This is a genomic window from Streptomyces sp. NPDC093544 (assembly GCF_040683495.1).
Taxonomy (GTDB): Bacteria; Actinomycetota; Actinomycetes; order Streptomycetales; family Streptomycetaceae; genus Streptomyces.
Map to the genome: position 1 here is coordinate 394,733 of NZ_JBFBEA010000003.1, position 19,529 is coordinate 414,261.

The 19,529-nt window shown below is 67.7% G+C and carries 16 protein-coding genes and 1 pseudogene; 9 read left to right on the forward strand and 8 right to left on the reverse strand.

All coding sequences use genetic code 11. The annotated features are described in order from the left end of the window. Positions 1–100: 100 nt before the first annotated feature. From AB0N66_RS06090 to AB0N66_RS06105, 4 genes are read left to right on the forward strand one after another with little or no spacing between them, the layout of a single operon-like run. Entirely contained in the window at positions 101–2,062 is a 1,962-nt protein-coding gene (locus AB0N66_RS06090) for an ABC transporter ATP-binding protein (protein WP_365429397.1), read from the forward strand. Next, positions 2,059–3,942 (forward strand): ABC transporter ATP-binding protein, encoded by a 1,884-nt coding sequence (locus AB0N66_RS06095; protein WP_365429400.1) that lies wholly within the window; start codon positions 2,059–2,061, stop codon positions 3,940–3,942. Before AB0N66_RS06090 ends, AB0N66_RS06095 begins: the two co-directional genes overlap by 4 nt. Positions 3,943–3,996: 54 nt before the next feature. Continuing rightward, positions 3,997–5,784 carry an ABC transporter ATP-binding protein gene (locus tag AB0N66_RS06100; RefSeq protein WP_365429403.1) on the forward strand — a complete coding sequence of 596 codons (1,788 nt, stop codon included), beginning with the start codon at positions 3,997–3,999 and terminating at the stop codon, positions 5,782–5,784. Further along, positions 5,781–7,538, forward strand: a complete 1,758-nt coding sequence (locus tag AB0N66_RS06105) for an ABC transporter ATP-binding protein (protein WP_365429406.1) — start codon at positions 5,781–5,783, stop codon at positions 7,536–7,538. The genes AB0N66_RS06100 and AB0N66_RS06105 overlap by 4 nt, the downstream gene beginning before the upstream one ends. Here AB0N66_RS06105 and AB0N66_RS06110 read toward each other — a convergent pair. Beyond that, entirely contained in the window at positions 7,531–8,163 is a 633-nt protein-coding gene (locus AB0N66_RS06110; protein WP_365429409.1) for a TetR/AcrR family transcriptional regulator, read from the reverse strand. The two genes, AB0N66_RS06105 and AB0N66_RS06110, sit on opposite strands and share 8 nt — an antisense overlap. A 96-nt stretch (positions 8,164–8,259) precedes the next feature. Between AB0N66_RS06110 and AB0N66_RS06115 the strand changes: the two genes are divergently transcribed. The 4 genes from AB0N66_RS06115 to AB0N66_RS06130 all read left to right on the forward strand — a co-directional run bounded on the left by AB0N66_RS06115 (position 8,260) and on the right by AB0N66_RS06130 (position 13,637). Further along, positions 8,260–8,655, forward strand: a complete 396-nt coding sequence (locus AB0N66_RS06115; RefSeq protein ID WP_365429412.1) for a Dabb family protein — start codon at positions 8,260–8,262, stop codon at positions 8,653–8,655. Positions 8,656–9,037: 382 nt separating this feature from the next. Continuing rightward, positions 9,038–11,101 carry a M4 family metallopeptidase gene (locus AB0N66_RS06120; protein WP_365429414.1) on the forward strand — a complete coding sequence of 688 codons (2,064 nt, stop codon included), beginning with the start codon at positions 9,038–9,040 and terminating at the stop codon, positions 11,099–11,101. Positions 11,102–11,385: 284 nt separating this feature from the next. Beyond that, entirely contained in the window at positions 11,386–13,047 is a 1,662-nt protein-coding gene (locus AB0N66_RS06125; RefSeq protein ID WP_365429417.1) for a M4 family metallopeptidase, read from the forward strand. An 83-nt stretch (positions 13,048–13,130) separates the two neighbouring features. Beyond that, positions 13,131–13,637, forward strand: a complete 507-nt coding sequence (locus tag AB0N66_RS06130; protein WP_365429420.1) for a DUF1990 domain-containing protein — start codon at positions 13,131–13,133, stop codon at positions 13,635–13,637. A gap of 46 nt (positions 13,638–13,683) precedes the next feature. Here AB0N66_RS06130 and AB0N66_RS06135 read toward each other — a convergent pair whose 3' ends face one another. Both AB0N66_RS06135 and AB0N66_RS06140 read right to left on the reverse strand, forming a co-directional pair. Further along, the gene (locus AB0N66_RS06135) at positions 13,684–13,878 is read right to left on the reverse strand and encodes a DUF397 domain-containing protein (protein ID WP_365429423.1); all 195 of its coding nucleotides are present in this window, start codon (positions 13,876–13,878) and stop codon (positions 13,684–13,686) included. Between the two features lie 9 nt (positions 13,879–13,887). Then, positions 13,888–14,757 (reverse strand): helix-turn-helix transcriptional regulator, encoded by an 870-nt coding sequence (locus tag AB0N66_RS06140; RefSeq protein WP_365429426.1) that lies wholly within the window; start codon positions 14,755–14,757, stop codon positions 13,888–13,890. Positions 14,758–14,974: 217 nt separating this feature from the next. Here AB0N66_RS06140 and AB0N66_RS06145 point away from each other — a divergent pair, with 217 nt between their 5' ends. Beyond that, on the forward strand, positions 14,975–15,697 hold the full coding sequence (locus AB0N66_RS06145) for an ATP-binding protein (protein WP_365429429.1): 723 nt from the start codon (positions 14,975–14,977) through the stop codon (positions 15,695–15,697). Positions 15,698–16,394: 697 nt separating this feature from the next. Here the strand turns inward: AB0N66_RS06145 and AB0N66_RS06150 are convergent. The 5 genes and pseudogenes from AB0N66_RS06150 to AB0N66_RS06170 all read right to left on the reverse strand — a co-directional run bounded on the left by AB0N66_RS06150 (position 16,395) and on the right by AB0N66_RS06170 (position 19,499). Then, positions 16,395–16,730 carry a hypothetical protein gene (locus AB0N66_RS06150; RefSeq protein ID WP_365429432.1) on the reverse strand — a complete coding sequence of 112 codons (336 nt, stop codon included), beginning with the start codon at positions 16,728–16,730 and terminating at the stop codon, positions 16,395–16,397. A gap of 339 nt (positions 16,731–17,069) precedes the next feature. Then, a complete protein-coding gene (locus tag AB0N66_RS06155) occupies positions 17,070–17,651 on the reverse strand; it encodes a hypothetical protein (RefSeq protein WP_365429435.1) in 582 nt (193 codons plus the stop codon). Positions 17,652–17,729: 78 nt separating this feature from the next. After that, a pseudogene (locus tag AB0N66_RS06160) lies at positions 17,730–18,496 on the reverse strand (transposase). 29 nt (positions 18,497–18,525) lie between these two features. Beyond that, positions 18,526–18,831: a hypothetical protein gene (locus AB0N66_RS06165; RefSeq protein ID WP_365429438.1), complete on the reverse strand. Its 306-nt coding sequence runs from the start codon at positions 18,829–18,831 to the stop codon at positions 18,526–18,528. Positions 18,832–19,106: 275 nt separating this feature from the next. Continuing rightward, entirely contained in the window at positions 19,107–19,499 is a 393-nt protein-coding gene (locus tag AB0N66_RS06170) for a DUF5959 family protein (RefSeq protein ID WP_365429441.1), read from the reverse strand. Positions 19,500–19,529 lie beyond the last annotated feature (30 nt).

The window sequence follows — 19,529 nt, forward strand, 5'->3', positions numbered from 1 at the left end:
ACGACCCCTCGAACAGTGCAGGTCGTAAGACCAGCGACCGATCCTGGTACGGCCAAAACTCGGTGGGCTCTGTCAGTGCCGAACCGTAGGCTCGCCACTGATGTCCACAACAGATGCAGTGACCAAGGACCAGGCCGGGACCGAGGACCGTGCCAAGCCCCGTGACCGCGCCAAGACACATGACCGCGCCGACCGTTCGACCGTACGCAGTCTGCTGCGTCTGTGGCCGTACGTGCGGCCGGTGCGGGTGCGGCTGTTCACCGCGGCGTTCGTCGCCGTCCTCGCGTCCTGTATGGGGCTGCTGTTCCCCCTCATCATGAAGTGGATGGTGGACGGTCCCGTGGCCGACCACGACACGCGGGGTGTCTGGCTCGGGGCGCTGTATCTGCTGCTGCTCGGGATCGCCGAGGCCTGTCTGTTCGGGCTGCGGCGGTGGCTGGTGGCGCGGCCGCTGGCGGGTGTCGAGGCGGCGATGCGGGCGGATCTGTACCGGCATCTGCAGCGGCTGCCGGTCGCGTTCCACGACCGCTGGGCCTCCGGCCAGCTGCTGTCCCGGGGCACCACCGACCTGATGCTGCTGCGGATGTTCCTGGCCTTCCCGTTGACCTTCCTGCTGGTCAACTCCGTGACGATCCTTGCGGGCATGGCCATCATGCTGGCCCAGGAGTGGACGCTGGGGCTGGTACTGCTCGCTCCCGCCGGCCCGGTGATGATCGTCTGCTGGCTCTTCGAGCGGCGGTACTCGGAGGTGGCCAGGCGGTCGCAGGACCAGGTCGGTGACCTGACGACGGTCGTCGAGGAGAGCGTGCTCGGCATCCGCATCATCAAGGGCTTCGGGCGCCATCGCAGTCAGGCCCGCGCCTTCCGCGAGCTGTCCCGCACCCTGCGCGGCACGGAACTCGCCAAGGCCCGACTCCTCGCCTCCATCTGGGCCTTCATCGTCACCCTCCCCGAACTCGCCATCGGCGCCGCCCTCGTCCTCGGCACCGTCCAGGTCGCCGACGGCCACCTTTCCGCGGGCACGCTGGTGGCTTTCCTGTCCACCGCCCTCGCGCTGCGCTGGCCCGTCGACTCGATCGGCTTCCTCCTCGCCATGAGCCAGGAAGCGGCGACGGCCACGGAACGGTACTTCGAGGTGATGGACGAGGAGGCGGAGCTGGAAACCACCGCCGCAACCGTCCCCGCTGTGGGCATGCGTGCCGCTAGGGGCGGCTCCCGTCCCAACGAAAGCGGCACCCTGCACGCGCAGGCAAGCGCACCCACCCCGACCCCAGCACCCACCCCGGGTGCTGCTTCAGCAGGCACCGGCACCGGCACCGGCGGACTCCAGTTCCACAACGTCCGGTTCCGCTACCCCGACGCCCCCACCGACACCCCGCCCATCCTCGATCGCATAGACCTCCACATCCGCCCGGGCGAGAGCATGGCCCTGGTCGGTGCGACGGGTACCGGGAAGACGACCCTGACCGCCCTCGTCCCCCGCCTCCACGAGGTGACTTCGGGCAGGATCACGCTGGACGGCGAGGACATCGCCCAGATGCCCAGGACGACGCTGCGCGAACTCGTCGCGGTGGCCTTCGAGGAGCCCACCCTCTTCTCGGCGAGCGTCGGGGAGAACGTGCTCATGGGCACCGGGGACACCGCGGGAGCAGCGGAGTTGGACCGGGCGCTCGCCGTCGCGCAGGCGGAGTTCACGCACGCGCTGCCGCAGGGCACGGACACGCAGGTCGGCGAACAGGGCCTGAGCCTCTCCGGCGGGCAACGCCAGCGGCTCGCCCTGGCGAGAGCGGTCGTCGGCAGCCCCCGCTTCCTCGTCCTCGACGACCCCTTGTCGGCCCTGGACGTCCACACGGAGGCCGCGGTCGAGGCGGCACTGCGCCGCGTACTGGCGGAGACGACCGCGCTGATCGTGGCGCACCGCCCGTCCACGGTCCTGCTCGCGGACCGGGTCGCCCTGCTCTCCGGCGGCCGTATCACCGCGGTCGGCACCCACCACGAACTGCTGCGCACGAACGCCGAGTACGCCCACCTGATGTCAGGCACCGAGGAGGACGACCGATGACGGCGCCGACGACGACCGCGCCGGGCAAGGACAAGCGCAAGGAGAAGCGCAAGGACAAGGGGAGGCCCTCACAAGAGCCCCCGCAGTCCACGGACCCCTTCGACCGCGACACCCTCCCCACACCCCCGGGCGCGACGGCCACACTGCTGCGTTCCCTGCTCGCCCCGCTCAGAGCCCGCGTGGTCCTGACCTCCGTCCTGCTGCTGCTCCAGCAGGCCGCCGTCCAGGCGGGCCCGCTGCTCGTCGCGTACGCCATCGACCGTGCCGTACCGGCGTATCGGAGCAACGACAACGGCCCGCTGATCGCGGTGGCCGTCGTGTACCTGCTCTGCTCGCTGGCCTCCGGCGGGCTCCAGTACGCCTTCATCCTGGCCTCCGCCCGCGTCAACCAGGACGTGCTGCTCGACCTGCGCGGCCGTATCTTCCGGCACGCCCAGGCGCTCAGCATCGACTTCCACGAGCGCTACACCTCGGGCCGGCTGATCTCCCGTTCCACGACGGACGTCGAGTCGCTGCGCGAACTGCTCAGCGAGGGCCTGCAGGAGCTCGTCACGGTCATCCTGTCCTTCGTCTACATCGCGGCGATGCTGCTCTGGCTCGACCTGGGCCTGGGCGCGATGGCGGTGGCGTCCTTCGTGCCGCTGTATCTGCTGATCCGTCTCTACCAGCACCGCGTGGGCCGTATCTTCGCGATCCGTTCGACCGCGATCGCCGCCGTGATCGTGAAGTTCGCGGAGACGATGAACGGCATCCGCCCGGTGCGCGCGTTCCGCCGCGAGGCCACGAACGACGCGGAGTTCGGGACGCTCAACCGGCACCACGAGCGGACGAACGGCGACGCCATCCTGGAGATGGCCCGCTATGTCCTCGGCTCCCGTCTTGTCGCCAACACGGCGGTCGCGGGGATGGTGCTGTGGGGCGCGTACCGAGTGGCCTCGGGCTCCCTCGCCCTGGGTGTGCTGGCCGCGGCGGTGCTGTATCTGCGCCGGCTGTACGACCCGATCGACCGCCTGGGGATGTTCCTCAACTCCTACCAGTCCGCGGCGGCCTCGCTGGAGAAGATCGCGGGCCTGCTGGCCCAGGTCCCGTCCGTGCCGGAGCCGGCCGAGCCGAAGCAGCTGCCCGCCCTCGCGTCCGAACACCCGGGCCGCGAGGTCGTCTTCGACGGTGTCCGCTTCGCGTACCGCACCGGCGGGGAGATCCTGCCCACCTTCGACCTGACCCTCCCGGCCGGTCAGACGGTGGCGGTGGTCGGCTCGACGGGCGCGGGCAAGTCGACGCTCGCCAAGCTGCTGGCCCGCTTCTACGACCCCTCGGACGGCCGCGTCCTCCTGGACGGCGTCGACCTGCGCGAGCTGTCCGTGCCCGAACTGCGGCGCGGGGTGGTGATGGTGACGCAGGAGGCCTTCCTGTTCTCCGGCACGGTCGCCGAGAACATCGCCATCGGCCGCCCCGACGCGACCCGTGAGGACATCGAGCGCGCCGCGAAGGCGATCGGCGCCCACGACTTCATCAGCTCCCTGCCCGACGGCTATGACACGGACGTACGCAAACGGGGCGGCCGTATCTCCGCGGGCCAGCGCCAACTGGTCGCCTTCGCGCGGGCGTTGCTCGCCGACCCGGCGGTCCTCATCCTCGACGAGGCGACCAGCTCCCTGGACGTCCCGGGTGAACGCGCGGTCCAGCGAGCCATGTTGACGGTCCTGCGCGGCCGTACGGCGGTGGTCATCGCGCACCGGCTCTCCACGGTGGAGATCGCCGACCGGGTGCTGGTGATGGAGCAGGGGCATGTGGTCGAGGACGGCACACCGGACCGACTCGTCGCCGACACCGGCAGATTCGCGGATCTGCACCGGGCGTGGCGGGACAGTCTCGTATAGCGGGGACAGCCTCGTACAGCGCGTCAGAAGGCTTGGGTCGGAGAGTGGGAGCGGATGATCGACGCGTACGAGGATCCAGGCACGCCCGACCGGCGTAGCGGCGGCCGGTATCTGTGGTGGCTGTGCACCAGACAGCCGGGCCGGTCGCTGGCCGGGGCGCTGCTGGCGAGTGTCTGGATGGGGCTCCTCGCGCTGACGCCGTATCTGCTGTCGCGCGCGATCGACGACGGTCTGGAGCCCGGTGACCAGGTGGCGCTGCTGGGCTGGGCCGCGGCGCTGCTGGGGGCGGGGGTGTTCAACGCCCTGCTGGGCACCTTGCGGCACCGGACGATGACCAAGCTCCGGATGGACGCCAACTTCCGTACGGTCAAGGTCGTGGTGGGGCAGGCGACCCGGCTGGGTGGCGCGCTGTCGCGCCAGGTGGGGGCGGGGGAGGTCGTCACGATCGGTGTCGGCGACGTCCAGACGATCGCCGGGTCCCTGACCGTCGTCGGCCCCGGCGTGGCCGCGGTCCTCACCTACGGCGTCGTGGCCGCGCTGCTGCTGTCGGTCTCGGTCCAACTGTCCGTGGTGATCCTGCTCGGGGTGCCGGTGATCGCCGTGCTCTTCGGACCGATGCTGGGGTGGCTGCAGGGCGCGGAGACCGAGTACCGCGAGCGGCAGGGTGTGCTGACCGCCCGGATCGGCGACCTCGCGGGCGGCCTGCGTGTCCTCAACGGGCTCGGCGGCAAAGGGCTGTTCGCCGACTCCTTCCGCCGCGACTCGCAGCAGCTGCGGGCGCAGGGGTACCGGGTCGGGGCGGTGACCAGCTGGATCCAGGCGCTCGGCCTCGGGCTGCCGACGGTGTTCCTCGCCGTCGTGACCTGGCTGGCGGCCCGGCTGGCCGCTCAAGGGTCCATCACCATCGGCGAGTTGGTGTCCGTGTACGGCTATGTCGCGGTCCTGGTGATGCCGGTGGCGTTCTTCATCGAGTGCGGCTATCAGATCAGCCGGGGGCTGGTGGCCGCCCGGCGGGTCGTACGGTTCCTGGCGCTGGAGCCGCTGGCCACCGGCGACGGCACCCGGGACGCTCCGGCGGACCCGTCCATGCTCCGCGATCCGGAGTCGGGCGTCCAGCTGGCGCCGGGGAAGCTGACGGCGCTGGTCGGCGCCCGCCCCGGGGACTCGGCCGCCGTGGTCGACCGGCTCGGCCGGTACGCGGAGTCGGCGGCGACCTGGGGCGGCGTACGCCTCGACGAGATCCCCCTGTCGCAGGTGCGGGCGCGGATCCTGGTCGCGGACAACGAGGCCGACCTGTTCGCGGGCACCCTGCGCGAGCTGGTCTCCGGCCGTCGTGACCAGGACGAGCGGGCCATCGCGCGGGCCGTGCACGCGGCCGTCGCGGACGACATCGTCCTCGGGCTGCCGGACGGGCTCGACTCGACGGTCGACGCGCAGGGCCGCAGTCTCTCCGGGGGCCAGCGACAGCGCGTACGACTGGTGCGGGCGCTCCTTGCCGATCCCGAGGTGCTGCTCGCGGTCGAACCCACCTCTGCTCTCGACGCCCACACCGAGGCGACCGTCGCCGCCCGGCTGCGGGCCGCGCGGCAGGGCCGTACGACGGTGGTGACCAGCACGTCACCGCTGCTGCTCGACCAGGTGGACACCGTGTCCTACCTGGTGGACGGGAAGGTCGCGGCCGTCGGCAGCCACCGTGAACTCCTTGCCGAGGAGCCGGGGTACCGGGCGCTGGTGGCCCGCGACGCCGACGCCGAGGATCTCGCGGCCCGCGAAGCCGACCTAGAAGACCTCGCGGCCCGCGACGTCGACGTCGACGTCGCGGATGAGGAGGCCGTGCGATGAGCGCGCATCTGCCCGTCGCCGAGCAGGCCCACGTGCGCCGGGCCTCGGTCCGGCTGGTCCGGGCGGACGGGCGTGCCTTCACCGTCGTACTCGCCCTCAACGCACTGGCCGCCGCTGCCGGTCTGGTCGGGCCGTGGCTGCTCGGCCGGATCATCGACGACGTGCGGGCCGGCGGCGGGGTCGCCGTCGTGGACCGGCTGGCGCTCGTCATCCTGGTCTGCGCGGTGGCGCAGTTGCTGCTGGCGCGGGCCGCCCGGTATGTGGGACACCGTTTCGGGGAGCGGACGCTGGCGCGGGTGCGCGAGGAGTTCGTCGAGCGGGCACTCGCGCTGCCCGCCTCGGTCGTGGAACGGGCCGGTACGGGCGATCTGACGGCCCGCGGCACCGCGGACGTCGCCATGGTGGGCACCACCTTGCGCGACGCCGGGCCCGAGTTGCTCATCTGCTCGGTCCAGTCGCTGTTCATCCTCAGCGCGGTCTTCGTCCTCGACCCACTGCTCGGCTGCTGCGGGGTGCTGGGCCTGACCGGTATCTGGTTCGCCACACGCTGGTATCTGCGCCGGGCGCGTACCGCCTATCTCGCCGAGGGCGCCGCCACCTCGGAGGTCGCGGAGATCCTCGCGGCCACCGCCGAGGGCGCCCGCACGGTCGAGGCCTTCGGGCTGCAGCGGCGCCGGATCGGCGCGAGCCGGGACGCGATCGAGACACTGCGCCTGACCCGGATGCGGACGCTGCTCCTGCGCAACGTGTTCTTCCCGCTGGTGGAGGTCTCGTACGTCGTCCCCGTGGTCGGCGTGCTGCTGGTGGGCGGCGCGCTGCACGCGCGGGGTGCGATGAGCCTGGGCGCGGTGGTCGCGGCGGCGCTGTATCTGCGCCAGCTCGTCGACCCGCTGGACACGATCCTGAACCGGGTCGAGCAGTTGCAGAGCAGCAGTGCCTCCTTCGCTCGTGTGGAGGGGCTTGCCCGCGCGCCGCGGGCCACCTCGTCGGCCGGTTCGCCCATGCCGGTGGACGACCGGATCGACGTGCGGGACGTGCGCTACTCGTACGACCGCGGAGGCGAGGTGCTGCGCGGGGTCGACCTGACCGTGCGGCCCGGGGAACGGCTGGCCGTGGTCGGGCCTTCCGGCGCCGGGAAGTCCACTTTGAGCCGGTTGCTCGCGGGTGTCGACGCGCCGCGCTCCGGCTCGGTGACGGTGGGCCGGGTGCCGATCGTCGGCCTCGATCCCGAGCAGCTGCGGCGGCAGGTCGTCCTCGTCACCCAGGAGCACCACGTGTTCCTGGGCACGGTTCGCGACAATCTGCTGATCGCCGAACCGACGGCCACCGACGCGCAGTTGTGGGCGGCCCTCGCGGCGGTCGGCGCCGACGACTGGGCCGGAGAGCTGCCGGACGGCCTGGACACCGAGCTCGGCGCCGGCGGACACCCCACGGACGGCTCGCGGGCCCAGCAACTCGCCCTCGCCCGCGTCGTGCTGGCCGACCCGCACACGCTCATCCTCGACGAGGCCACGGCACTCCTCGACCCGACGACCGCCCGCCACACGGAGCGCGCGCTGGCCGCCGTACTCGAAGGGCGCACGGTCATCGCCATCGCGCACCGGCTGCACACCGCGCACGACGCGGACCGGGTGGCCGTCATGGAGGACGGCCGGCTGACCGAACTCGGCACGCACGACGACCTCGTGGCGGCCGACGGCGCGTACGCGGCGCTGTGGCACTCATGGCACGGGGAGCGCCCCTCTCCTAGCTGACCCCGTAGGCCCGCAGGAAGGTGTCCACCGCCGCCCGCGCCACCGTGCGTGTCTCGGCGGCGGAGGCCTTGCGGGTGCCGAGCCGGGTGCGGGCCTCCATGGGCCCTGTGAGCAGCGCGAGGAGCTGTTCCGCGGCCTGCGCCGGGTCGCACGGGCGCAGCCGCCCGGCGAGGGAGAGCCGGGCCAGCCGGTCCGCGAGTGCCTCGGCGACGCGCTGCGAGGTGCGGCCCTGGACCGCCTCGATCAGGTCGGGGAAGCCGCCGACCTGGGAGTACGTCAGCCAGCGCAGCGCGCGCGACCGTTCGCCGCAGCACACCTGGAGCAGCCGGTACGACACGTCCTCCAGGGCCGCGGGCAGGTCGTCGCCGGGTTCGCGCAAGCGCTCGACGACGGCGAGGTTCTCGGCCGACACCTCGTCCGCCGCGGCCTCCAAGGCGCGCCGGAACAGGGTCTCCTTGTCGCTGAGGTGGTTGTAGACCGTCGGCTTGGCGACGCCCGCCTCCTCGGCGATCTCCTGCACGCAGGTGTTCGCGTAACCCCGGCGTGCGAAGACGGTGAACGCGGCGCCCAGGATCGCCTGCCGCTTGTCGATCCGCCCCCGCGAGACCCGAGTTGTCGTTGTCACCCCCGCAGGATACCGCCTTGTACTGAACCAGTCAGACCGTTAAATTGAACCCACTGGTTCAATAGAGACGCGCAGACCTTCCGAGGGGGAGTCCCGGTGATCGTCAACATCCTGCGGTTCAGCTTCAAGGACGGAACGACGGAGGAGGAGCAGGCCGAGGTGCTCGCGGCGATGAGGCGGACCTCGACCGTCGAGTCGGCCTCGTTCGGGGTGGTGGGCCAGGATCTCGGCGATCCGGCGAGCGGCTTCACGCACACGTACTGCGTGGGGGTGGAGGACCTGGCGGCGCTGGAGCGGTACATGCACGACCAAGTACACCTGGACGGCGACCTGGTGATCCTCCCCCGCCTCGCGAGGCTGTCGGCGGTCCGCCTGTCGGACGACCCGGATCCCGGCCTCGGCGAGAAGGTCATGGCGATTGCTCTCGCGAAGGTCGCCAAGTACCCGGAGTGGGGCGAGGCGTTGGAAGCGATTCCCGAGACCAGCCTCTGACCCGCCTCTGAGGCGAGCCTCTGAAGCGAGCTTCCGAAAGCGGTGCGGCCGGGCGTACAGGACTCACGGCACGCCCGGCCCGCCCTCGACCAACGATCCGTATACCGAACATGACCATCCGGACAACGAACTATTTCCAGCCAATTCGTTGACGCGCTCCTGACAGACAGCGCATTCCCCTGCAACTCTTCCCACGGCTACTTCACAGCAACCCCACAGCACCACCCGCAACACCGCTGTGCCGTGCCGAAGCACCTCCGCACCCGCACCTGCACCTGCACCTGCACCTGGTTCCGCGTACCGCCCTGTTCTGCCCGGACGGTCACCCTTCGTCCGGTCTCCCCTGGCCGTGCGACCCGCGGCCATGCAGAAGGAGTCAGTGTTGAGAAGCAGCTCCCCTCACAGACGCACCTCCCACAGCTCCACCACCCGCACCACGCGGCGCCGCGCCGCAGCCGTCGCCCTCGCGGGCGTCGCCGCCCTGATCGCCACGGCCGTCCAGTCGGGCGCCGCCACCGCCGCCCCGGAGAAGGCACCGTCGGCCGCGGGCAAGGTCAACCCGGGCGCACTCAGCGTGAAACTCACCCCCGCCCAGCGCGCCGCGCTGATCAGCGACGCCGAGGCGGTCAAGGCGGAGACCGCCGCGGACCTGGGCCTCGGCGCCAAGGAGAAGCTCGTCGTCAGAGACGTCGTCAAGGACGCGGACGGCACAGTCCACACCCGTTACGAGCGCACGTACGACGGACTCCCGGTCCTCGGCGGCGACTTGGTGGTCGACACCGCCAAGTCCGGCGCGACCGAAAGCGTCACCAAGGCCACCAGGTCCGCCATCAAGCCGGCGACGACGACGGCCGCGCTGCCCGCCGCGCAGGCGAAGACGCAGGCACTCGCGGCCGCCAAGGCGGAGAAAGCCAAGAGCCCCGAGGTCAACCGGGCGCCCCGCAAGGTCGTCTGGGCCGCTAGCGGCACGCCCACCGTGGCATGGGAAACGGTCATCGGCGGCTTCCAGCACGACGGCACCCCGCAGGAGCTGCACGTCGTCACGGACGCCACCACCGGCGCGAAGCTGTACGAGTGGGAGGCCATCGAGACCGGCACCGGCAACACGGTGTACTCCGGCACGGTCACGCTCGGCACCACGCAGTCCGGAACGACGTACAACCTCACCGACGGGGCACGCGGCAGCCACAAGACGTACAACCTGAACCGCGCCACCTCCGGCACCGGAACGCTCTTCTCGGGCCCCGACGACGTGTGGGGCAACGGCCTCGCGTCCAACCTGGAGTCGGCCGCCGCCGACGCGCACTACGGCGCCGCGCTGACCTGGGACTACTACAAGAACGTGCAGGGCCGCACCGGCATCAAGGGCGACGGCGTGGGCGCGTACTCCCGCGTCCACTACGGCAACAACTACGTCAACGCCTTCTGGTCCGACAGCTGCTTCTGCATGACGTACGGCGACGGGTCGGGCAACGCCAACCCGCTCACCTCGATCGACGTGGCCGCCCACGAGATGTCGCACGGCGTCACCGCGAACACGGCGGGCCTCGTCTACAGCGGTGAGTCCGGCGGCCTGAACGAGGCCACCTCCGACATCTTCGGCTCCGCGGTCGAGTTCTACGCCGCCAACCCCAGCGACGTCGGCGACTACCTCATCGGCGAAGAGATCAACATCAACGGCAACGGCACCCCGCTGCGCTACCAGGACCAGCCGAGCAAGGACGGCGCGTCCAAGGACAGTTGGTACTCGGGGATCGGTTCGATCGACGTCCACTACTCCTCGGGCCCGGCGAACCACTTCTTCTATCTGCTGAGCGAGGGCAGCGGCGCCAAGGTCATCAACGGCGTCTCGTACAACTCGCCGACCTCCGACGGGCTCCCGGTCACCGGGATAGGCCGCGCGAAGGCGGAGCAGATCTGGTTCAAGGCGCTCAGCACGAAGTTCACGACGACCACCAACTACGCGGCGGCACGCACCGGCACGCTCGCGGTGGCGGGTGAGCTGTACGGCACCACGAGCGCCGAGTACCTGGCGGTGCAGAACGCCTGGGCGGGCGTCGCGGTCGGCGCCCGGCCCGGCGGCGGCGGTGGTGGCGGTACCTCGTTCGAGAACACGGCCGACGTATCGATTCCGGACAACGGAGCGGCCGTCACCTCGCCGATCTCCGTCACCGGGCGTACCGGTAACGCGCCGACGAACCTCGCGGTCGCCGTGGACATCGTGCACACCTACATCGGTGACCTTCAGGTGCAGTTGGTCGCGCCCGACGGCACGGCGTACACACTGAAGGCGTACAGCACCGGCGGGAGCACGGACAACCTGAACACCACCTACACGGTGAACGCGTCCTCCGAAGTCGCCAACGGCACCTGGCAGTTGAGGGTCCAGGACAACGCGGCCATCGACACCGGCTACATCAACAGCTGGAAACTGACGTTCCCGTAGACGTCCACCGCAGACAGGGCGCCGTCCCGGAGGTTCAACTCCCCGGGGCGGCGCCCTCTTTTGCCTGGTACGGAGTTTGCTTTGACGTCTCCTTTACGGAAAACAAACCCGCATCGCACACAGTGATCTTCAGCCAACGGACGTTTTTCGGCCAAGATTTACAGGGCCTCCTGACATGTACGCGCCTCCAGTGCCACTCTTCCACCGCACGGCTCACCCGCACCGCAACTTCACCTTCCGTTCGGACACCCCATGCCGTCCGGTCGCCCCACAAAGGAGTTCGCGTGACCCCCCTCTACGCGCGTCACAAGCGCACCACTCTGGCCATTGCCACCGCTGTCGCGGCCGGAGCGCTGCTCGCCACCGGTATGACCACCGGTGCTTCCGCGGAGTCCTCGGCGGCCCCCACGGCCAAGCCGACCCTCCCCGGCGCCCAGATCCAGCTGTCCGCCGCGGCCCGCACCTCGCTCATCCAGGAGGCCGACGCCGCGACTGCGCAGACCGCCGACGAGATAGGCCTCGGCGCCAAGGAGAAGCTCGTCGTCAGAGACGTGCTCCAGGACGCGGACGGTACGGTCCACACGCGCTACGAGCGCACGTACGACGGACTCCCCGTCCTCGGCGGCGACCTGGTCGTCCACGAGAGCGCGTCCGGCAAGACCGAGGGTGTCACCAAGGCGACGAAGGCGACCATCAAGGTGGCCTCCCTCACCCCGGCCGTCACCTCCGCGAAGGCCGAGACGCAGGCCGTGACCGCCGCCAAGGCGGCCGGCTCGGAGAAGACCGAGGCCTCCCAGGCTCCCCGCAAGGTGATCTGGGCGGCGGACGGCACCCCCGTCCTCGCGTACGAGACGGTCGTCGGCGGCCTCCAGGAGGACGGCACCCCGAACGAGCTGCACGTCATCACCGACGCGGCCACCGGCAAGAAGCTCTACGAGTACCAGGGCATCGAGACCGGCACCGGCAAGAGCCTGTACTCGGGCACGGTCACCCTCGGCACCACGCTGTCGGGCTCGACCTACCAGCTCACCGACACCTCGCGCGGCAGCCACAAGACGTACAACCTGTCGCACACCACCAGCTCGGGCACGGGCACCCTGTTCACCGACGCGGACGACACCTGGGGCACCGGCGCGGCCTCCAGCTCGACCACCGACCAGACCGCGGCCGTCGACGCCGCGTACGGCGCACAGGCGACCTGGGACTTCTACAAGAACACGTTCAACCGCAGCGGCATCAAGAACAACGGCGTCGCCGCCTACTCGCGTGTCCACTACGGCAGCGCGTACGTCAACGCCTTCTGGTCCGACACCTGCTTCTGCATGACGTACGGCGACGGCGCGGGCAACATCAAGCCGCTCACCTCGCTGGACGTCGCGGGCCACGAGATGACCCACGGCGTCACCGCCAACACCGCGAAGCTCGTCTACAGCGGCGAGTCCGGCGGCCTCAACGAGGCAACCTCCGACATCTTCGGCACCGCGGTCGAGTTCTCCACGGCCAACTCCTCCGACGTCGGTGACTACCTCATCGGCGAGAAGATCAACATCAACGGCAACGGCACCCCGCTGCGTTACATGGACCAGCCGAGCAAGGACGGCGGGTCGGCCAACTACTGGTCGTCGACGCTGAAGAACCTGGACGTCCACTACTCGTCCGGCCCGGCGAACCACTTCTACTACCTCCTCTCCGAGGGAAGTGGCGCCAAGACGATCAACGGGGTCGCCTACAACTCCCCGACGTACAACGGCTCCACGATCACCGGCATCGGCCGGGACAAGGCCAACCAGATCTGGTACAAGGCACTGACCACGTACATGACGTCGTCGACCACCTACGCGGGCGCCCGCACGGCGACCCTGTCCGCGGCGTCGGCGCTGTACGGCTCCACGAGCACGGAGTACGCGGCCGTGGCGGCGGCATGGACCGCGGTCAACGTCGTCTGATGCCACAGCGTCCGATGGCGTAAAGCAGACTGGGCGGTACCCGGAGAGAAGGCAACTCCGGGTACCGCCCTACGCTGTGCACCATGCCCTACACGTACGAGGACGTGGGCGCGACCCGCGAGGACCGCTGCCCCCCGGGCTTCCACCGCCTGCACGTCCGCACACGCATCGGCGAAGGCGAAGCCGTCTTCCGCCGAGCGTCCGAGGCCCTCATGACCTGGGAGATGCACCGGGAGCTGAGCGGCGTCAGCATCACCTCCGACGCGGCGAAGGCGGCCCCCGGCGTCGACGTGATCGTCGGCATCGGCCCGATCAAAGCCCCCTGCCGCGTCGTCTGGACGGTCGAGGAGTACCGCCGCACCGCCTGGGCGTACGGCACCCTCGCCGGCCACCCGGAGTCCGGCGAGGAAGCCTTCGTGATCACCCGCACCGGCGACGGCACCGTCTGGCTCACCATCACCGCCTTCAGCCGCGCCGCCAAGTGGTACGCGCGCGCGGGCGGTCCGGCGACGCGGGGGTTCCAGCACGCGTACGCAAAGCGGTGCGGGAAGGTGCTGCGGAGACTGTGTGCGCCGTTCGAACCGGCGTGACGCACTCTCGGTCCGAACCCGGCTGCGCCACTGCCTCCGGAATCCGCTAGCGGCGGCCGACGTGGGCGACGAACGCCTCCCAAGCTGCTGCGGGGACGGTGACGGCTCGCCGTCCCGCGTCTTTCGAGTCGCGGATCCCGACAGCGGGGCCGAGATCCGCGACCTCTATGCAGGCGTTGTTGCTGTCGCTGCTGTACGACGACTTGAACCAGTGCGCACCGGGCAGTCGCTGCTCATTCATCTTCAACACTCAGATCTCTCGGGCTAGTTGGTCGAGGAACCGCGGTGTCTCCTCCGGGGCGAGGGCACCGGCTCGCATGGCCTCGAACCTACGCGAGTACTTGAGCACCTCAAAGGGCTTGTCGATCACGGATACGGCACCGGAGGCATCGTCGGCCTGCACCACGGACGGGAAGCGGCTGCCGAACCCGAGCACCTGGAAGGGCCCTCGCCCGTATCGGTAGGAGACCGAGGCCATCGGAAAGATCTGCACGGTGATGTTGTCGCGCTCGGCCAATTCACGGATCTCCCGGTACTGGTCCCGCATGACATCAGAACTCCCCATCACCCGCCGCAGCACGGCCTCGTCGAGGATCGCCCACAACTCGATGGGGCTTTCCTCCCGGGTGACCTGCTCCTTGCGCTCCATCCGCAAGGTGATGCCACGCTCGACGTACTCGGTGGTCGTCTCCTCCACAACCTTGGCCCTCTCCAGCAGAGCCCTGGCGTAGGACTTTGCCTGGAGCAGACCGAGTACGAAGTTGGGCTCCCACGCCTGGATGGCTTTGGCGTCCGTCTCCAGCCCGATGTACGTAGCCATGCCGGACGGCAGAAACGTTCGGTACGTCGACCACCAACCGCGACTGAGCGAGTCACGGTGCAACTCCACGAGGAAATCGACGTCGTCGGGGTCCTCCACGCCGTACCGGTCGAGCAGGGCCCGCAGGTCGCCGGACTTCGGAAGCCCGATGTCACCCTTCTCGACGCGCGAGAGCTTCGGCTGGCTGAACCCCAGCCCGACCACGGCCTCCTCCATGGTGAATCCGGCACGTTCGCGCAATCTCCGAAGCTCGATGCCCAGTTGCAGCCGTCGTACCGTCGGCCCTCGCTTCGCCGCCATCTGCCGCCCTCCCGACGGAAGTTACCCGCCCTGTAAGCGGATCTGCACCGAGTGTGACAGTCGGTGTCCGGCACGCGCAGCCGTTTGCATGGATTACGGCATATACCAGTTATGTCAGCAGAGTGAAGTTCGATTGCATATTACGATCCACACACTCGACGCTGGTTGGCACGCGGATCCGCTCTCCGCACGCCGACTACCGCGCCGGGAGCACAAGATGAACCCCACCAACCCCTCCGTACGGCCCACGCCCGTGGCCTTGTACGCCTGCATCCATGACGCGACCGACCCGTTCACCGTCATGCGCTCCCTGCACGAAACGGCCACCGACCACGGCTGGAAGGTCGCGGCGTCCCTCTACGACACGGGCCCTCTCACCCGCCCGCCGGCTCGACGCCTCGCCTGGCGCACAGTGACCGAACTCCTGGCCGCACGAAAGGTACACGGGGTCGTCACGCCGGACAGCCATCACGTGGACCTTGCCACCCTCACCGCCCACGGCGCGTTCGCGGAATACCGCACGCTCACGCCACTCGTTCGGCACCCTCACCACTACCGCACGACGCTCCCGGCAGACCCCGCCCTCGTGCGGGAGGCCAGGCACACGATCAGGGCACGCCTGGCGGAGTGGCACGTGTCCGAAGACACGGCCCAGACTGCCGAGTTGATCCTGAGCGAGCTACTCACCAACGCGGTCATCCACACAACCGGCCCAGACATCACGGTCGAGGTCTCACACCCCAGGCACGACGAAGTCCTCGTCGCCGTAACGGACCACTCCCCCACCCACCCCAGCGCCGCACCAAGCCCCCACCCTGCACGGGACGAACACGGCCGCGGCCTGCACTTGATCGAAGCACTGGCAACAAGCTGGGGTACGACTCCTGCACATGACGGCGCGGGGAAAACGGTGTGGGCCCGCATCCCAGCGCCCAGCTGATCAGCCGAAACACCGCAGACCACGGCGTGATCATTCCGGGTTCGAAGAGGTTAAGCACCGCCGCCAACAGGATGGTCCAGCGTGCTCCGTCCAAGGGCGTGGATGGGTGATCTCCAGCGGCGAGCACGCCCAATGGGAGATCCGCCCGGCAACACGATTCGCCCAGGAGGCCGCTTTCCTGATTTCCTCGTCGGTCATCAGGTCGGCCCCCTCGGAGCGACCGGCGGGCCCGACGACGGCGATGACCCGCCACTCTGTGCACCGCCCGTCCGCTGACGCTGCCGTCAATTGCTGCCGTCAGGCACCCTGGCGGCCTCGCCGGAAGTAAGTTTCGGCGGGGCCGTTCATAACTCTGCAGAATTATTCGAGGTAATCTTCTGGGACATTCTAAGGATCGCCGAAATCTTTGCCATTTACAGGATTGGTGAAAATTCGCGAGCCATCATGGAGCATTGCGCAGCCACGCCCAAGAATTTCTATCTTGGCAACATGAGGGGGATCGAGAAGGTCAATCCTGCGACCAGGAAAACACATCTCTCCGACATATGCCGAAAGAGCTCCGCCCCCGATTCCTATTTGCTGGCCATCATTGTCGCTCACAGCATCCCCCGGACGCACCGAGCCTCTCATACAACGAACGATACAGACGATACGCTCGACCGAAGATGCAACGATCTGTTCGATCTGAAGCGATCCACTAGCCACCATACTGCCCGGCCTCCCGCACGAACTGGCCAATCTGACCTAGTGTTAGTTTTGGGGTGAATTCGAGAGTCGGATTAAGGTCTTCAATTCCAATACCTCTCGGAATCCCTATGCCCATTCCATCAAGAATAGTCCTAGCGGCAGATGCGGGTATTTCAATGCTTGCGCGAACAGAAAACTCCGTCGGCGACATTCCCAGTTGAACCTCAGCTTCCCTGGCGATATATCCAGGCAGCGATTCGACACCGGCGATATCCCCAGGCATAGCTATCTGGAATATTGCACCATCACCAAACTGCTCGGAGTGAGTCGCAAATATCGTGGCCACTCCCGGATCAGAGGATGTTGGTGCCACACCAGCACTCTGAACTCCAGGGCTTCCTTTATATCCCCTTGTTGTGGCGCGGAAAACCGGCCCACACGTATTGTGCACCAAGACCGGCGTGCCGCCCGCCAGCACATAGTACGTCCGCTGGCGTTGCCGTCAACTACTGCCGCCAAACACCCAAGCGGCCTTGCCGAAAAGAAATTTCGGCAGGGCCACTCACTTTTCTAAGACTCCTCCATTGGAGAGCTATACGGCGCACCATCCTGAAGCTATGGGAAAAGCAGACCGAGCAGATGATATGCCCTAAGTGGGCGCCGTCGAGCGCCCACGAAAGGTGACCTATCGCCAGGATTGATTGCGACTTGGCGAAAATTTGCCAAATAGACCGCCATACTCGCCCGTGTCATCGGAAAAATAGAAATCTGCACCCGCGCTCTTAACGGCCGCATGAAGACGGGTCGTCAATACCAGGGGAGGTTCGACGGCCAGGCCGAGTGCCTCAGCGACCCGAGACTGCTCAGCTGCTACCGTCGGCCGATTCGCCAACAAGTCACGACAGAGAAAATCCGTCGCCGATTCCATGGCAGCCAAGTCCCCGCCCGCAGAATACTTCAGGCAGTCTCTCCAGTACGGGAGACCCACCACCAACGCGAGAGCCTCGTTCAGGTCGGTCGCAATAACTCCAGAATCACCCTCCGAGCTCGCATACAGCACCGGCCGGACAGTTCCTTCTGTTCCACACAGATAGAACATGCCGCCAGTAAAGTCCCCGGAAATGCGCTCAAGCGGTAGCCCGGAAGCTAGCCTCGCGGATTCATCGCCCGACTTGCGCCGGACATTAAATTCAAACCCATCTGCCAAAAGTGCCGCAAGCTCTCGACCTTCATTTATCCGCCGCAGCAAATCACCGGAATCTCGCATTGCACTACCCTAAGGGTTGTCCCGTAAATGATCTCTGAGCTGCTTCGGGTGTGCTTGGCCGTCGTACGGGCCGCTCGTCTATCCGGCGAGGGCGAGGTTGTGCATCCGGGCAATGCCGAGCATAGCGTGGTGGACTCCGTCACCTTTGAGGCGGCAGTCGCGGAGGATCTTCCAGGTCTTCATGCGCGCGAAGACGTGCTCGACGCGGGCGCGGACCTGTTTGTGGGACTTGTTGTGTGCTTCCTTCCAGTCCGGAAGGTCTTCGCCTTTGCGTCGGCGGTGGGGCATGACGAGTCCGGTGCCGGGGTAGCCGCCGTCGGCGATGGTGAGTGTCTTGCCGACGGCGGCCTTGGCGCCGGATTCCTCCCACGCCTTGCAGTCGTTGCGGTTTCCGGCAAGAGGCCGGCCCACCACGACGACCAGGCGAGTGTCGGCATCGATGACGACCTGGTGGTTGGTCGAGTACCGGTAATTCTTGGACTGCTCGGCCACCGTGTGGTCCCGGTGGGGACCAGGGTGCCGTCCACGATGAGCACGGTGCCCTTGGTGAACCGCTTGCGCGGCTGGAGCGCGAGCATCGGCCCGAGGTGGTCGATGATGCGGTCAGCTGCCGACTTGGACACCCCGAAGAGCGGGGCGAGCTGGCGCATCGTCAAGTTTGTGCGCCAGTACGCCGCGACCAGCAGAGCCCGGTCCTCCAGCGGGAGGCTCCACGGCCGACCCTTGCGGACCGCATCCGCACCCTCGCGCCGCAGTACGGTCACCAGCTTGCCGAAGAGGCGGGGGCTCAGCCCCGTGAACGGGGCTATCCAGGACGGCTCCGACGCCGTGATCACACCAGCCACATCAAGATCATCTCATCCGTGACCAGCAGTTACGGGACAACCCTTAGGGATGGGATGGCCCTAGTGATACGACCACTCGTGAACCCGTACTCGGCAGCTCTCTGCCCCGTCCAGGTTCCGCGGGCAGCCGTTTTCAAAGGCGTTCCTCCCGTTGCCGATCGATTGAATGCAGCAAGATTATCGCCGTATGGCCAGTTTCCCTCAATCCTCTTAACTCCGTCTCCGAAGTGGTCCATCACCATGCCGAACATCTGCTTCCCAGACAGAGGAGATCCACTTAGGTGATCCATGCCCAGCGTCAGCTTCCCAGCATCGCCAAGCAGGCCGATCGTCATAGATCAACTTTCAGCATGGTGAATCACAATCGAGCTGTCGTCCTTCGTCACGGTCACACTGTCGGGCAAATCCCCGCAGGTGTTATGAACAAGGACCGGCGTCGTTCCCGCCAGCACATAGTACGTGTAGGGCTGGTCGACCAGAGGTGTTTCAAAGTCCCAGTGATCACATGATTCCACAGGTCTTGACGGTACAAGAAGTGCAGGCCGGACCGTCACGAACGCACCGAAGGTTCGCCCGACATCGCAGGCGGAGCTTCGCCGTCACGCAGTCATCAGATCTGTTCGATGAAATGATTCACGCGTGCTTGATGGTCAGCGATCCACCCCTCCTCCAGGGCGATGGGGATGCGGACCGTCACCATGGAGATCGATTCGTCCTCCACGACAATGTCCGGGCAATCCCGTTCGCCGTCCAGCTGGACACTAACCGTCGGGCCACGATCGGTCTGCATCCAGATGCTGTCATGACCCAGCTTCAAGGAATCTAGTACCTGCTGCCAGGCTTCGAGTTTGGCCCGAGAAAGCATGAGTAGAGTACTTCCCTTGACGAACATACTGGTCACTGCAATCTCAGCCTCCCAGAAGGCGGAGCCCTCCAATGAGTGCACGGTGATCCTGACTTCATTCTCGGAGTCAGTTAGCCGCACGAGCTCGAACGGGAACATTTTTCCAACCTCTCACCCGACCAGAAATTG

Excerpts from the sequence above, each read along its gene's own strand:
- AB0N66_RS06140 (WP_365429426.1), bottom strand. The coding sequence starts at position 14,757 with ATGGCGGCGAAGCGAGGGCCGACGGTACGACGGCTGCAACTGGGCATC.
- AB0N66_RS06100 (WP_365429403.1), top strand. The coding sequence starts at position 3,997 with ATGATCGACGCGTACGAGGATCCAGGCACGCCCGACCGGCGTAGCGGC.
- AB0N66_RS06155 (WP_365429435.1), bottom strand. The coding sequence starts at position 17,651 with ATGCGAGATTCCGGTGATTTGCTGCGGCGGATAAATGAAGGTCGAGAG.
- AB0N66_RS06095 (WP_365429400.1), top strand. The coding sequence starts at position 2,059 with ATGACGGCGCCGACGACGACCGCGCCGGGCAAGGACAAGCGCAAGGAG.
- AB0N66_RS06090 (WP_365429397.1), top strand. The coding sequence starts at position 101 with ATGTCCACAACAGATGCAGTGACCAAGGACCAGGCCGGGACCGAGGAC.
- AB0N66_RS06105 (WP_365429406.1), top strand. The coding sequence starts at position 5,781 with ATGAGCGCGCATCTGCCCGTCGCCGAGCAGGCCCACGTGCGCCGGGCC.
- AB0N66_RS06145 (WP_365429429.1), top strand. The coding sequence starts at position 14,975 with ATGAACCCCACCAACCCCTCCGTACGGCCCACGCCCGTGGCCTTGTAC.
- AB0N66_RS06130 (WP_365429420.1), top strand. The coding sequence starts at position 13,131 with ATGCCCTACACGTACGAGGACGTGGGCGCGACCCGCGAGGACCGCTGC.
- AB0N66_RS06135 (WP_365429423.1), bottom strand. The coding sequence starts at position 13,878 with ATGAATGAGCAGCGACTGCCCGGTGCGCACTGGTTCAAGTCGTCGTAC.
- AB0N66_RS06170 (WP_365429441.1), bottom strand. The coding sequence starts at position 19,499 with ATGTTCCCGTTCGAGCTCGTGCGGCTAACTGACTCCGAGAATGAAGTC.
- AB0N66_RS06165 (WP_365429438.1), bottom strand. The coding sequence starts at position 18,831 with ATGACGATCGGCCTGCTTGGCGATGCTGGGAAGCTGACGCTGGGCATG.